Source organism: Enterococcus sp. PF1-24 (assembly GCF_029893325.1).
GTDB lineage: Bacteria > Bacillota > Bacilli > Lactobacillales > Enterococcaceae > HY326.
In genome coordinates, this window is sequence record NZ_JARXWL010000026.1 from 12,891 (window position 1) to 26,718 (window position 13,828).

Annotated in this window: 14 protein-coding genes; 7 read left to right on the forward strand and 7 right to left on the reverse strand. The window is 34.8% G+C overall.

The window, feature by feature from the left end; translation table 11 throughout:
• Window positions 1-49 precede the first annotated feature (49 nt).
• The 3 genes from M2139_RS11115 to M2139_RS11125 form a co-directional block, all read right to left on the reverse strand.
• Entirely contained in the window at window positions 50-646 is a 597-nt protein-coding gene (locus M2139_RS11115; RefSeq protein ID WP_280738919.1) for a TVP38/TMEM64 family protein, read from the reverse strand.
• A gap of 180 nt (window positions 647-826) precedes the next feature.
• Window positions 827-1,165 (reverse strand): hypothetical protein, encoded by a 339-nt coding sequence (locus M2139_RS11120; RefSeq protein ID WP_280738920.1) that lies wholly within the window; start codon window positions 1,163-1,165, stop codon window positions 827-829.
• A 27-nt stretch (window positions 1,166-1,192) separates the two neighbouring features.
• Window positions 1,193-2,491, reverse strand: coding sequence for a DUF1576 domain-containing protein (locus tag M2139_RS11125; RefSeq protein WP_280738921.1), 1,299 nt, complete (start codon window positions 2,489-2,491; stop codon window positions 1,193-1,195).
• A 288-nt stretch (window positions 2,492-2,779) separates the two neighbouring features.
• Here M2139_RS11125 and M2139_RS11130 point away from each other — a divergent pair, with 288 nt between their 5' ends.
• From M2139_RS11130 to M2139_RS11150, 5 genes are all read left to right on the forward strand, one after another.
• On the forward strand, window positions 2,780-3,097 hold the full coding sequence (locus tag M2139_RS11130; protein WP_280738922.1) for a cupin domain-containing protein: 318 nt from the start codon (window positions 2,780-2,782) through the stop codon (window positions 3,095-3,097).
• 50 nt (window positions 3,098-3,147) lie between these two features.
• On the forward strand, window positions 3,148-4,800 hold the full coding sequence (locus M2139_RS11135) for a peptide ABC transporter substrate-binding protein (RefSeq protein WP_280738923.1): 1,653 nt from the start codon (window positions 3,148-3,150) through the stop codon (window positions 4,798-4,800).
• A gap of 172 nt (window positions 4,801-4,972) precedes the next feature.
• Complete coding sequence (locus tag M2139_RS11140) at window positions 4,973-5,455, forward strand: hypothetical protein (RefSeq protein ID WP_280738924.1); 483 nt, start codon at window positions 4,973-4,975, stop codon at window positions 5,453-5,455.
• 14 nt (window positions 5,456-5,469) lie between these two features.
• The gene (locus tag M2139_RS11145) at window positions 5,470-6,207 is read left to right on the forward strand and encodes a nucleotide disphospho-sugar-binding domain-containing protein (RefSeq protein WP_280738925.1); all 738 of its coding nucleotides are present in this window, start codon (window positions 5,470-5,472) and stop codon (window positions 6,205-6,207) included.
• 37 nt (window positions 6,208-6,244) lie between these two features.
• A complete protein-coding gene (locus tag M2139_RS11150) occupies window positions 6,245-6,841 on the forward strand; it encodes a DUF5052 family protein (protein ID WP_280738926.1) in 597 nt (198 codons plus the stop codon).
• A gap of 58 nt (window positions 6,842-6,899) precedes the next feature.
• Here the strand turns inward: M2139_RS11150 and M2139_RS11155 are convergent, their stop codons facing one another.
• The 4 genes from M2139_RS11155 to M2139_RS11170 form a co-directional block, all read right to left on the reverse strand.
• Entirely contained in the window at window positions 6,900-7,703 is an 804-nt protein-coding gene (locus M2139_RS11155) for a Cof-type HAD-IIB family hydrolase (RefSeq protein WP_280738927.1), read from the reverse strand.
• A gap of 227 nt (window positions 7,704-7,930) precedes the next feature.
• The gene (locus M2139_RS11160; protein WP_280738929.1) at window positions 7,931-8,167 is read right to left on the reverse strand and encodes a hypothetical protein; all 237 of its coding nucleotides are present in this window, start codon (window positions 8,165-8,167) and stop codon (window positions 7,931-7,933) included.
• 27 nt (window positions 8,168-8,194) lie between these two features.
• Entirely contained in the window at window positions 8,195-9,502 is a 1,308-nt protein-coding gene (locus M2139_RS11165) for a PTS transporter subunit EIIC (protein ID WP_280738951.1), read from the reverse strand.
• 161 nt (window positions 9,503-9,663) lie between these two features.
• The gene (locus M2139_RS11170; RefSeq protein ID WP_280738930.1) at window positions 9,664-11,046 is read right to left on the reverse strand and encodes a glycoside hydrolase family 1 protein; all 1,383 of its coding nucleotides are present in this window, start codon (window positions 11,044-11,046) and stop codon (window positions 9,664-9,666) included.
• Window positions 11,047-11,268: 222 nt separating this feature from the next.
• On the opposite strand from M2139_RS11170, the gene M2139_RS11175 reads away from it, so the two are divergent.
• The gene (locus M2139_RS11175; protein WP_280738931.1) at window positions 11,269-12,036 is read left to right on the forward strand and encodes a MurR/RpiR family transcriptional regulator; all 768 of its coding nucleotides are present in this window, start codon (window positions 11,269-11,271) and stop codon (window positions 12,034-12,036) included.
• 333 nt (window positions 12,037-12,369) lie between these two features.
• On the forward strand, window positions 12,370-13,806 hold the full coding sequence (locus tag M2139_RS11180) for an NCS2 family permease (RefSeq protein WP_280738932.1): 1,437 nt from the start codon (window positions 12,370-12,372) through the stop codon (window positions 13,804-13,806).
• The last annotated feature ends 22 nt before the right edge of the window (window positions 13,807-13,828 follow it).

The following is a 13,828-nucleotide window of genomic DNA, read 5'->3' on the forward strand; positions in this document are numbered from 1 at the left end:
CTTAATCCTTCATCAAAGAAGTGGTTAAGTGCTTTTGTAATTGAGTAATTTAACCGAATAAGCCTGCCATGAAGGAACCACCATAAACTAAAGCCATGCTATATAGGAAAATAGAAGCGGGTTTAGCTAAAAGAATAATCACTGAAAATTTCTTGAGAGAAATTTGTGATAAGCCGGCAATTAGGCAAAGGGCATCATCTGGTGCAAAGGGAAAGAAAATCGCTAAAGTAAACAGCTTGTCAAAGCGCTTTTGATCATCTAACCAACCTATGTATTTATTAAAAGTTTTTTCACTAATTAAAGATAAAATGAAAGGCCGACCATACCTTTTTCCCAATAGAAAAATGATAATTGAACCAATACAAATCCCGACATAATTGTAAATAAAGCCCCAAAATGGCCCGAAAATTAAAACACCGGCGGCGGTACTAATCCCACCAGGAATAATGGGAATCACTACTTGTAAAATTTGTAGAAAGATAAAAAGTAGGGGACCGAGAATTTTAGAGGTGCCTACCATATCTTGTAAGATACTTAAATCCTTAAAGACACCAAGGTTTATAAAATAAATGGTCATGGCAACTGAAAAGCCTAAACCAATAATTGAAATAGCGTTAATTATTCTTCTTGATGTAGCAGCATTCACCTGAAATCAACTCCTTATAACTAAATTTGAAGTAATCATTTTTTACTTACTTCTTATCAATTAAAATTATAAATGATTTTGTTCTAAAAGAAAATTAGACTTTAGGCTGATATAAAATCCTTAGTCTTTCTTAATAAAATTTGTGAAAAATCCCATTTTAAGCAGTTATTGGTTGATTTTTTATTTTTTACGAAAAATTTTTACATCGAAAATAGGTGCGTCATACAGAATTTCTGAATCATCAATTAAAACCCCTAATAAGTGATAATCTTCAATGTCGTGATGGTCACTACCGATTAAATGTTCGCAGTATTCTTCCATATTAATATCTCGCGGAGCATTTAAGCCAACGACGAAATCCTGTAAATCATCAGGTTGCTGTGGCGTTTTTCCTTGAATTTCAATATAAAGGCCTTCTGGTGCAAAATCAAGGGCAATTTTTATTTCACTAATTTCATGATACAAAAAATAATTCAGGAGTTCATCCACAATTTTTTTTGCTTGTTGCTTCTCTAACATCCCATTATTCCTTTCTTAAATAGATAGTCATTTATTTTTTTTCTTTTTTATATGAGTAAAATTATCTAGCAGGGGAACCATAAAGGCTGCTACAAAGCCACTGGCAAAGCCGTTATTGTATAAATTTAAGCCGCCGTGAAGTAAACCAACATTGGTGACTAGCGCCATATGGAAAATTCCTGCTAAGACTCCATAAATCATACCATAATATCCGCTAATTGGCGCTAAACTTATTCCGAAAATCGCCGTTGTAATCGCGGTAACTTGTGATAAATCGTGGAGCGGGGTAAATTGAACGATTAAAGTGACCCCCAATAAAACCGGTAAACTATTTTTTAAATGATTACCAAATGCACTAAAGCCCACCACCGATAAAATCGCACCCACTACCGGACCATTGAAACTGCCTTTAATTAATAAGACATAGCTTGATAGCAAAAGCCCCATGAGTGCCATATTAATTAAGGTCGGTCCCATTTCAGCAATGGCAATAAAATCGGTGACTAATTTACCAGAAGTTTGATAAATTTGTTTTAAGCCCCGTAATTGTCCATGATTTAAAATAAAACCCCAAATCAGCATTGCCATGAATAAACAAAATAGAAAAATCCCTAAGAAAAGATGATAATCTTCAGAAATAATTGTTTGATTGATAATTTCGTAATTAAATAAACGCAAAACACTGGTTAAAACCATTGCCACGATTCCTGAAGTAAAACCGATGTTTGATAAAGTAAAACCTTGATGTAAAGTTAAAAAGTGTGTTGCTAAAGGTGGTAATAATATACCAATTAAAATACCAGTACTACAGCCAATCGAAATACCAGTTATGTAAGATAAATTCATGCCAAAGGTTATGTAGCTAACAACTGGCGATAAAGCACCGCCAAGCAAACTAATAAAAATATATTGTGCAAAAGGTTTTTTCATAATTCGTGAGTAACAATAAACGCCAATCACAATCGGAATTGAGTTGTAAAAATTTTTCCCGAAAAATGAAAAACCAGCCACGGTTAAAAACGCCGCCACCATCGGGCCTGTCACTTGAATTTTATTAAGGCGGGCCATTAAGACACTGAATAAAGTTAAGAGACCACTGTTTAAAAAGGCACTGCCTAAATTGCCTAATTGAATATAATCAGTAATTAAATGACTAGGTGATAAGAGAATGCGTTGCATGCCAGCCCAAGTTTCTGATAAGGGCGAGGCAAATAACCCAGTAAAAATTAAAGCTAAGCTAAAAGAGAGTAAAAATAAATACTTTTGTTTTTGGGAAACAACTTTTTTTTCAGGGTGAATTAAAATGACGGTATTTGCTTGCGACATAGCAGGACTCCTTTAAATAATTTTTTTGACATTATTGCTTTGGCAGAAAGACTTTAAAATAGTAATCTTAGTTCCTTTTAAATATAACGTGAAAACGGTTCAAAGGTCAAATGAAATATAAGGGCTTTTTCAAGATAAATTGTACTTTCATTGTTTTTTTGTTAGCGAAAAATTATAAAACGATTATAAAAATCTGAAAATTCTGTAGATTGTTGCGGTATTTTTTGGTAGGATAGTGGGTATATATAAATAAGCACATTTAAATAGCGTAGAAAGAAGGCGTAAGTTATGGAGATTAAATCAAAGGATTCAGCAAAATTATTTGAAACATTTTTTGATGCCAGCAATCAAAAAAATCCCCGCGTACAAATGGGAGTAATTACTTTAATGCCTGGAGAAAAGAAACCAGAATCTGGCTATGCCCGTCATCAGCAAGATGAATATTCTTATGTAGTTGCCGGAGAAGCCCATACAATTTTAGAAGATGGTTCAGATTTAGTTGGCCAACCAGGTGATGCACAATTAATTGAAGCGGGAGAAGGCCATATTAATTATAACGATGGTAGCGAACCAGCAACGGTCGTCTGGTTTTTAGTCGAACGTTAAAAATGAAGGGGAAAGTTGTTATTTACTAAAAAAGTAGGAGCTGAAAAAATATGAAGAAAATAATCAAGAAGCTAGCAGTCGCGAGTATTGCGCTTAGTTGCTTCGCTGGTTGTGGTAGCGACCAACAAGCAAATGAAAAAACCAAAGATACAACAGCCGAAAAATCCAAAACGGTTCAGCTGATGTCGTTAAGTGAATTAACCACGCTGGATACAGCCGGGATGTTGGATTTTCCTGATGCGATTACCCACACCGCCGCTTTTGAAGGGTTATATACATTGGATGAAAATGATGAACTTATTCCGGCGGCTGCTAAAGACTTACCAGAAATTTCTGAAGATGGTTTAATTTATACGATTAAATTAAGAGAAAATATGCAATGGTCAAATGGCGATACAGTGACAGCTAAAGATTTTGAATATGCTTGGAAAAGAGTAACTGACCCTGAAAATGCTTATGTTTATAGCTTTTTAGTGCAAGAGAATATTAAAAACGGCGTTGAAGTAGCAGCCGGGGAAAAGCCTGTATCGGAATTAGGAGTTAAAGCTTTAGATGACTATACTTTAGAAGTGGAATTAACTGAAGCTAAACCCTATTTTACTTCTTTAATGGCATTTTCAACTTTTTTACCACAAAACGAAAAAGCTGTTGAAGAATTTGGAGAAAAATATGGAACTACTTCAGAAACAGTCGTCTATAATGGTCCTTTCATCGTAGAAAATTGGTCGCAGTCAGAAATCACTTGGGATTTAAAGAAAAATCCTGATTATTGGGATGCCGATAATGTTAAAGTTGATGCGGTTCATTATGAAACCATAAAAGAAGGTTCGACTGCTTTAAATTTATATGAAGATGATTCGCTGGATTTAGCGTATTTAAGTGGAACTTTAGCAGAAATGAATATGAATCATGCGGATTTTAAATCTTACCCAACTGCAACCATGAACTATATTCGTTTTAATCAAAAACGAGCTGGGGCAGATACACCACTAGCGAACGAAAACTTGCGGAAAGCTTTGGCTCTCGGGATTGATAAAGAAACTTTAATTCGTAATGTGGTTGCTGACGGTTCAGTGCCTTTATATGGGGCAATTACTGAAGGTTTCGTTAAAAATCCTGTCACTGAAGAAGATTTCCGTTCTGAAGCCGGTGATTTAGCTGTTTTTAATGAAACAGAAGCCTTAAAATACTGGGAAGCAGCTAAAAAAGAATTAGGGGAGAAAATTGAAATTGAATTAATGACCACTGATGCCGATCAATATAAAAAATTGGGGGAAAGCATCCAAGGAGAATGGCAAAATCGCTTTGACGGGTTAACAGTGACGATTCGCTCTTTACCGACGCAAACTGCTTTAAATATTAGTGCTGAAAGTGATTATGATGCCTTTTTAATTTATTGGACGCCAGATTATCAAGATCCAATTTCGACTTTGAAAATGTTGTATTCTGGCAATAACCGTAATTACAACAATCCAGCTTATGATGCTTTGTTAGATCAAGCAGCTAAAGATTATGCTCTTGAACCAGAGAAACGCTGGCAAGCATTACTTGATGCTGAAAAAGTCGGCATTGAAGATACTGCCGGGATGCTTATTTTAAGTCAAAATCAACAAACGGTCTTGCAAAATCCTGAGTTGAAAGGTGTTAATTTCCATACTTTTGGCGCCCCTTTAACTTTGAAGAATTTAGAGTGGCAAGAATAGAATAAAAATTGTGAGAGAGATAATTTTATTATCTCTCTTTTTTTATGGCAAGCAGCTGCGCTTTTCACGATATAATCAGCCTAAGGTCCCATTCGCTTAGTTGGTTGAGCTGTTAAGATAGTGTTATAATTATTTAATGAAGATTTTTGTTAGAAATGAAAGGAAAATAAATATGCCAAAAATTGTTTTTGCACCGGCAACTTTTAATTTGGCGGAAACGACCAGAATGATTGAAGTTGCTAAAGAGTTAAGGGCTGATTTTGAATGTGTGTTTTTTTGCTACTCAAAAACATATCTGGACTTAATTGAAGTAGAAGGTTTTCCGGTTTATTTGCTGCAACCAACCTTAACTAGCGAAATAGAAACCGCCATTATGCGTTTTGATCAATTGAAAAGCTTGAAAAATCCATTTACGGAAGAGCTAGTTGCAGAACGAGTTGCCAGTGAGCTGGCTTTTTTTCAAGAGCAGCAACCAGCGATGATTGTTACAGGTACTAATATTACGGTCTTTTTATCCGCCCGCATTGCTCAAATTCCTTTAGTTTACGTTAAACCGATTGCTTTATCCCGACCCCATTTGGAAAATAGTGACTGGCAAAGCTTACCAACGATTTTAAATAAAGCTTATTTACCTAAAAAGCTTTATGGCAAATAGTTAAACGGTTAACATTGCAAACAAAATGGCTACCCAAAAGTTTTAAAAAAGTTGCAGTCAAGCATAACCTTACCTTGCCAGCCTACACGATTGATTTATTTGATGGCGATTTAAACTTAAGCACCACGCTACCGGTTTTTACGAGAAATTATCAATTTCCTGCAAACTATCAAGTTGCGGGGCCAATTTTTGCCAATTTGAAAAAAGAAATCCCAACGGAAATTCAAAAGGTGATTACTGAAGCGAAAGCAGCAGGTAAACAAGTCGTTTATTTAGCTTTAGGCAGTTCTGGCAATAAAAAATTAGCGATTAAATTACTAAATTATTTTGCTAAAACTGATTTTATTGTGATTGCGCCTTTGGCTGTTTATTTTAAAGATGATCTGCGGGCTTGGCCTGAAAATATTTATTTAGTTGATTGGCTGCCAGCTTTGGCGGTTTCACAACAAGTTGATTTTTCCGTAATTCATGGTGGGGAAGGAACCGTCCAGACTGCCTGTGCTGCCGGCAAACCATTTATCGGTATCGGGCTACAATATGAACAAGAAATTAATGTCCGCTTTTGTGAAACTTTTGGTAACGCCGTTAGTTTAGCACCTAATAAAGTTAACGATACAAGCTTAACTGAGGCTATTGAGAAAATTTCTGAAGCAACGGTGAAAGAAAAAGCGACGGAACTGGAAGTGGAAATGGCTAGTTTAAACGGTGCCAAGAAGGCAGCGAAAATTATAGTAGCTACTTATTTAAAATAAGATATAATAATCTAAAAAAGCAGAGGGAGTGGAAAATATGAAAAAGAAAATGCAATTAGGCTTAACCTTACTAATTTCAGTTGTATTTTTAAGCGGTTGTCAAAATGTTCGCATGTTTTTTTCAGGATTTGAACAAAGTTTTAAAGGTTTAGATATGGTGATTCAAACTTACGATGAAGAAAGTCAATTAATTGATCGCATTGAAGGCAAATCAGTGATGATTGAACGGGATGAAACCTTTGATACTAATGAAGAATCAAAAGATTCTTCCGTTATTCAAGTGACGATTGGCTCTCATGAAATGCACCACGTCGGTTCTTCACTAATCATTGCTGAAAAAGGCTTAGAAAATGTTTTTGAAGAATATAGTCAAAAAGTTGATGTTACAAATTTAGATCGCGGGATTCCTTTTGTTAATTCAATGGTAAATGATTTGAAAAATTCTTTTACTGGTAAGAAAAAAGTGATTTTAATCCGTAGCCAAAATGGTACGCCATTAGCAACTTATGCTGGTGATAAAGTTTCTTTATATGAAACGGATGTACCGAAAAGTACGGGGATTTTAATTGATGGGGAATACTTATTTGTTTATCGCTGTGATTACACGATTTACGATTTAGCGTTATTAGAATAAATGATTAGGGACTAACCTAAAAAGCGATGTGTTTTTTAGGTTAGTCCCGTTTTTTTGTTTATAAAGATAAGTATTTTTCTAAATAATCTGCTAAACCATCTTGGTGATTTGTTAAATTGGTAACATCATTAGCAGCCGCTTTTGCTCGCTCTGTGCCGTTAGCCATCGCCACGCCCCAACCAGCTTCTTGCAACATTTCCAAATCATTGTGTTCATCGCCAAAAGCAATAACATTTTGGCGTTTAATGCCTAGCTGTTCTGAAATATGAGCAATCCCCTGCGCTTTTTGAATCCCCTTAGCAACGATTTCTAAAATAGGTGTTTGACCACCCCAAGTGCTAATATTGATATCTTTTCCATATTTTTTTGTCAAAATATTCTCAATTGGTTCAGTATTTTGATCTTTTAGCTTCAATAATAAAGAAGTAGGGTCAACTTTCATCGTTTTGCGGGATAAAAGATTTTGTTCGTCTTGAGCGTAAGAAAATAGTTTAGAGTCATAAGCTGATAATTCATTTAAATATAAGCTGGTTTTATTTTCAGCTGCTAACAGGTCAAACTGTAAGGTTTCTTTTTGCTCTAAAATATCAAAAGCAATTTCCCGCTGAATTTGATGTTCTTTTTCAGCGGACCATTTTTGATGAGGTACATGAACTAAAGCGCCATTAAAGTTAATCATAGGTGTGGTTAACTTTAATTCATCATAATAGTTAACGCTCATGCGATAAGGGCGGCCAGTAGCAATCACCACATGATGTCCAGCAGCTATGGCTTTATGTAAAGTTTCTTTTGTTTTCATTGTAAGTTTTGATTCATTATTTAAAGTTGTTCCATCTAAGTCAATTGCGATTAATTTTTTCAAGTAAATATCCCCCTATTGCATATTAATGTATAAACTTTATAGATAGCATGCCATCTATAAAACTTATTTCAAAATGACTCGCAAGTAGAATAGCATATTTTTGAGAGATTACAAAGTTTTTAATTTATCAAAATCACAGAAATTTAAAGTAGCTGCTTTAATAAAAATAAGAAGTTTGAGAATTAAAAGCTTCTCAAACTTCCTATTTATCATGATAATGCAAAAATTTATTTTAACTTGATGCTTCTTTGTAAATACGCATTTTGTAGAACAACTGTTGTTATTAAAGTTGCAAGAATCATCGGCAGAAGGGAGCCGATTAAAGTGCTAACAACTACTGTTACAAGTAAAAGTAAGAGGGTCAGCGCTAATAATTTTACAAAAGATAAGTTAAATTTTTGCCAATAACGCTGAATAATAAAATGAGTCAAGAAAATTACGCAGCCACACAGCACATAAGTCATAAAAAATCCCTCATTTCAATCAATTGTTTAGTTAGCTTCAGCTGTTTCATCTTGTAATTCTTGTTCAATTTGCATTTTTTCAAAAGCTTTAAAGAATGGATAATAAATTAATAAGGAAACAGCAAAGCAGACGAAGACCATGACACAAGCGAACCAATTCCAATTAGAAGTAATCAATGCACCAAGTGGCGCCGGAATAGAAAACGGTGGTTTAACCATCATTCTCGGCATCCAACCAAGAATTGTTACGATATAAATAATAATGGTATTAACGATTGGTACTAAAATAAATGGAATCGCTAATATAGGGTTCATGACAATTGGTGCACCAAAAATAATTGGTTCATTAATATTAAAAATACCTGGAAGAATGGATAAGCGACCTAATTGTTTTAAATATTTTGAACGTGAAAATAGGAATAAAACAACTAACGCTAAAGTTGCTCCGGTACCGCCCATTTGCGCATACCATTGATAAAATTGTTCGGTAAAGAGATTTGGTAAGTCAAAAGCACTCATACCATTTTGGAATAGTTCAGCATTTTCAATGATTGCTTGATCCCAAAACGGACGAATTACTGGACCCAACACAGCATGCCCATGAATCCCTAAAGCCCAGAATAAACAAATCATAAATTGCGTGATAATTCCTCCAAATAAATTATTACCAGTTAGGAATCCTTTCAATGGTGAAATTGCTAAACTCAATAATTCATTTAAATTAAAATTGAAGAAATGTCTGGGAATCCAGAATAACATAATAACAATTAGTGTAGGTAGCAGTGCTGCAAAGGATTCGCCAACAACAGGTGGAACCCCAGCAGGCATTTTAATTTGAAGATTTTTTTCTTTAGTAAAGCGATAAATTTCAACAGAAATAAGTGCTGCAACAATTGCGCCAAAAAGTCCTTGTGAGCCTAATGGTGTAATTGGAATATAGCGGCCAGCTGCTACAGTATTGCCAAAAGTATCAACGCCTTCTTGCAAGTTGATCGGCACAACCATCAATAAAGTAGCTAACATTGATAAAAATCCACTAGTGATTTTATCCAGTTTATAACCATTTCCTAAAAATGCGCCAATTGTAAAAGAAGCATATAAAGACATTAAGCCAACTGTGAAGCGAAAGGGTACATCTAAAGCTTGAATATAGGGGGCGATCATTTCTGAATAGCCGTCAATTGGTAAATTTAACAAGATAGTAAAGAACGAACCCACAATTGTTAAAGGTAAAATTGAAATTAAACCATTTCTGATTGCTTGAAGATGTCGTTGATTGCCAATCGCATTAGCGATTGGTAATAATTTTATAGCCAAATTATCAAATACTTTTATCATTGAAAACAACTCCTTTTGTTTATTGTTAAGAATAGTTAGCTGAATTTGGTACAAGTTATTACGTTTTTATCACGAAATCAATATAGCTTATTTTAATGAGGTATTTTTTAATGAGTTTAAGCTAGAGGACTGATATTCAGCAGTGAAAATTTTGTTGCTTAATCAAAGCCATTTTGTTGCGTTAATTTTTTAAACCAAGTACCAGATTTTTTACGAGTTTTTTCTCCGGTATCAACATCTAAGCGGTAGAATCCATAACGATTTTTATAAGCGTTACTCCATGACCAACAATCTACAAAAGTCCACATATGATAACCTAAACAATTTGCTCCTTCAACCATAGCCATATTTAAATAGCTTAGATGTTCTTTTAAGAAATCAATGCGGTAGTCGTCTTGAACCACACCGTCTTTGATAAAACGTTCTTCATCTTGAATGCCAATGCCGTTTTCAGAAACGAACCAATCAATGTTGTTGTATTCTGTCTGAATTTTTTTGGCAATATCATAAATCCCTTTTGGATAAATTTCAATTCCGCGAGAGGTATTCATTCTTCGACCAGGCATTTCATAGTTATCAAAGAACCATTCAGGTGAAAAGACACCTTCGAGATTTGGCGCACACTCTTTTGCTTTAACTCTTCTTGGTCGGTAGTAATTGATACCTAAAAGATCAATTTTAGTCGCCGCAATAAGTGCAGTATCGCCTTCTTTTATTTCAGGAAGTTGTTCATATTTTTTTAAAACTTCTTTTAATTTGGTTGGATAGCTACCTTTTAAGATGGCATCATTGATGCTTTTAGTATAAAAAAGATCGGCCATTTCTGCTGCGTAAAGGTCAGCTGGATTTTGGCTGCGTGGATAAACGGGAATGACATCCATAATAATGCCTATTTTCCCTGAAAGGTTCATTTTTCGATAAACAGCCACGGCTTCACAATGAGCTAAGACAATGTGATGAAGGACTGTTGCAGCTCTTTTAAAATCCACTACATAGGGATAGTGGCGATCATGGAGATAGCCAGCTTCTGCGGGAATCATCGGTTCGTTGAAAGTAAACCAATGTTTTACGCGATCACCAAACAGTTCAAAGCAAGTTTTAGCATAATGAACATAGGCTTGAATAACTTCGCGATTTTCAAAACCACCGATTTCTTGAAGTTTCATAGGCATATCAAAATGATAAAGGTTGATAAATGGTTCTATCCCTTGTGAGAGTAGTTCATTAATCATATTGCTGTAAAAATCTACCCCTTTTTGATTAATTTCTCCAGTTCCGTTTGGAAAAAGCCTTGACCAAGAGATTGAGGTTCGAAAAGAATTAAAACCGATGGCCTTCATTCGTTGAATATCTTCTTGGTAATCTTGATAAAAATATGACGTGTTTTCTGTTGTAACACCGTCAAAAAAACGAAAGTTATATTCTTTTGATGAATAATCCCAGATATTTTCTCCTTTGCCATCATTTTTTTGTCTTCCTTCGGCTTGTGTTGCGCTACTAGCTGCTCCCCAGAAGAAATCTTTTGGAAATTGAATGTTCATATATTTCCTCCTTTTCTTTCATTTTATAGTCTTCTTTTTTACTACAGGTATCACTCGACTGACAAAATAGTAATAGTGTTGCAGATTTATCAGCCGCCCTCTATAATGGAGTATAGCATCATCAATTTCACAATGTTATACGCTTACAAGAGGTTGTTAATTGTGTCGTTAGATTGATATTTTTGACAAAATTGTCACAGCTTGTGACTGGGGAGGCTCGCTATGCTTTTTTTAGATTATATTCCTGAATTAAATCCACTAGAGTATGAAATTTATCATTATGTTGCGAATAATTTAAAGACAGTTTCTTTTATGCGCATTAGAGATTTGGCGGAAGGAACTCATACTAGCACCGCTAGTATCCAACGCTTCTGTCATAAATTTGAATGTAATGGCTTTTCTGAATTTAAAGTAAAATTGCAATTATATGCAGATTCTCTTCAAAAAGCGCAAGTTGCTGATGTTGATGAAACGCAATACATTCATTTTCTTGAACGAATCAACGAACCTTTTTTAAGGGATAAAATTGAAAAAGCAGTAGATATTTTAACTGATAAAGGCTTGGTCTTATTTTTAGGGTCTGGGTCATCTGAGATGATTGCAGGTTATGGAACACTTTATTTTACTAATTTATCACAAACAGCGTTGCGCATTGAAGATCCTTCTAACTATCCAATTGAATGGTTTCCTGACGATGTGCTTGCCAACACTTGTGTGATTGCATTATCAGTAACTGGTGAAACCAAAGAAATTATTCATTATATTAAGCGTTTAAACACTAAAAAATGTTCAATCATTTCAATTACTAACAGTGATAGTTCCACTATTAGTCGGATGTCGGATTTAAATATTCCTTATACGATTAACCGTGAAACAATTTACAAAACAAGTGATAACCACGATAAAACTATTGAACTTACGTCACAACTACCAGCTCTTTTTCTGATTGAAAAAATAGCCAAACGTTTGCGGTTAAGAAGAAATATTTAATGAGTACAAAGCAAAAAAATAAATAATGGCCGAATGGGCAGAAATGCATTTTTAGACAAATGTATTTCTGCCTATTTTTGTAAGGTGAGAAATACCTATCAAAAAAACACGAACATTGACTAATTAAATATAGTTTTTGTTTGTTTAATGGTTGTGTTTTGTCTGTTCTTTTCTTATAATTTATGTTTGTGAGGTGGAAAATAACTAATTGCATTTATTCTTTTATTTTCACTTTATTAAAAAATGGCTTAAAAGCCTGTGATTAGACAAAAGGAGACCATTTTCACTAGCTAAAGTTTCAGGGAAATGGTGTATGAGGAGGAAAAAAGCATCATGGAGAAGTTCTTTCATTTGAAAGAGAACAACACAACAGTTTCAACAGAATTTATGGCAGGGTTAACGACATTTTTTGCAATGAGTTATATTTTATTTGTAAACCCTAGCATTTTATCACAAGCAGGTATGCCATTTCAGGCAGTCTTCTTAGCAACTATTATTGCTTCTGTTATCGGTACTTTAGTGATGGGGCTATTTGCTAATGTTCCTTATGCCTTAGCACCAGGGATGGGCTTAAATGCTTTCTTTACCTTTACAGTTGTATTTGGTTTAGGTTACACTTGGCAACAAGCTTTAGCGATGGTTTTCATTTGTGGCATGATTAATATTTTAATTACTGTTACAAAAATTCGTAAAATAATTATTCATGCGATTCCTGATAGTTTACAACATGCAATTGGTGGCGGAATTGGGATTTTCGTGGCTTATGTTGGTTTGAAAAATGCAGGTTTATTAGCTTTTAGTGCAGATTCTTCAGCAATTACCAGTTCAACAATTGTTGGTGAAGAAATTGTTAGTGTTAATATGAATGGCGGCATTGTGCCGGCGTTAGCTAACTTTGACAATGCACCGATTTTATTGGCGGTAATCGGCATGGCTTTAACAGCAACCTTAGTTGTTTTAAATGTTCGTGGTGGGATTTTAATTTCTATTATCGGCACAACTGTGATTGGGATTTTAATGGGTGTAGTTGATTTAAGCGCGATTAATTGGGTGGATAATTCAATTGGTAGCTCATTTAAAGAATTAGGTACAACTTTTGGTGCAGCTTTTGGGCCTGAAGGGATGGTTTCTTTATTTAGTGATTCTTCTAAAATCCCACAAGTATTAATGACGATTATTGCATTTAGTTTATCAGATACTTTTGATACAATCGGAACTTTCATCGGCACAGGTCGTCGTACAGGTATTTTCTCTAAAGAAGATGAAGATGCTTTGGATAACAGCAAAGGTTTTTCAACAAAAATGGATAAAGCTTTGTTTGCGGATGCTATCGCAACTTCTGTAGGGGCGATTTTCGGAACTTCTAACACGACAACGTATGTTGAATCAGCAGCCGGAATTGGTGCTGGTGGTCGAACAGGGTTAACTTCTGTGGTTGTAGCAGGTTTATTTGCTTTAAGTAGTTTGTTTTCACCACTAATTGCAATTGTTCCTAACCAAGCAACAGCGCCTGTTTTAGTGATGGTCGGCGTGATGATGATGGCTTCTTTCAAAGACATTGACTGGGCGGATTTAGAAGAAGCGATTCCAGCTTTCTTTGCTTCAATCTTTATGGGCTTGTGTTATAGCATTTCATACGGAATTGCAGCCGGTTTTATCTTCTTTGCGATTGTCAAAATTGCTAAAGGTAAAGCGAAGGAAATTTCACCGATTCTTTGGGTGGTTGACGGTCTGTTTATTTTAAACTTTGTCATTTTAGCGATTTTATAATAAAAATAGTTAACTTCTCTAT

What these genes read in the sequence shown, in the direction of transcription:
- M2139_RS11150 (WP_280738926.1), top strand. Translation starts at nt 6,245, where the DNA reads ATGAAAAAGAAAATGCAATTAGGCTTAACCTTACTAATTTCAGTTGTA.
- M2139_RS11175 (WP_280738931.1), top strand. Translation starts at nt 11,269, where the DNA reads ATGCTTTTTTTAGATTATATTCCTGAATTAAATCCACTAGAGTATGAA.
- M2139_RS11125 (WP_280738921.1), bottom strand. Translation starts at nt 2,491, where the DNA reads ATGTCGCAAGCAAATACCGTCATTTTAATTCACCCTGAAAAAAAAGTT.
- M2139_RS11120 (WP_280738920.1), bottom strand. Translation starts at nt 1,165, where the DNA reads ATGTTAGAGAAGCAACAAGCAAAAAAAATTGTGGATGAACTCCTGAAT.
- M2139_RS11180 (WP_280738932.1), top strand. Translation starts at nt 12,370, where the DNA reads ATGGAGAAGTTCTTTCATTTGAAAGAGAACAACACAACAGTTTCAACA.
- M2139_RS11130 (WP_280738922.1), top strand. Translation starts at nt 2,780, where the DNA reads ATGGAGATTAAATCAAAGGATTCAGCAAAATTATTTGAAACATTTTTT.
- M2139_RS11170 (WP_280738930.1), bottom strand. Translation starts at nt 11,046, where the DNA reads ATGAACATTCAATTTCCAAAAGATTTCTTCTGGGGAGCAGCTAGTAGC.
- M2139_RS11160 (WP_280738929.1), bottom strand. Translation starts at nt 8,167, where the DNA reads ATGACTTATGTGCTGTGTGGCTGCGTAATTTTCTTGACTCATTTTATT.
- M2139_RS11140 (WP_280738924.1), top strand. Translation starts at nt 4,973, where the DNA reads ATGCCAAAAATTGTTTTTGCACCGGCAACTTTTAATTTGGCGGAAACG.
- M2139_RS11135 (WP_280738923.1), top strand. Translation starts at nt 3,148, where the DNA reads ATGAAGAAAATAATCAAGAAGCTAGCAGTCGCGAGTATTGCGCTTAGT.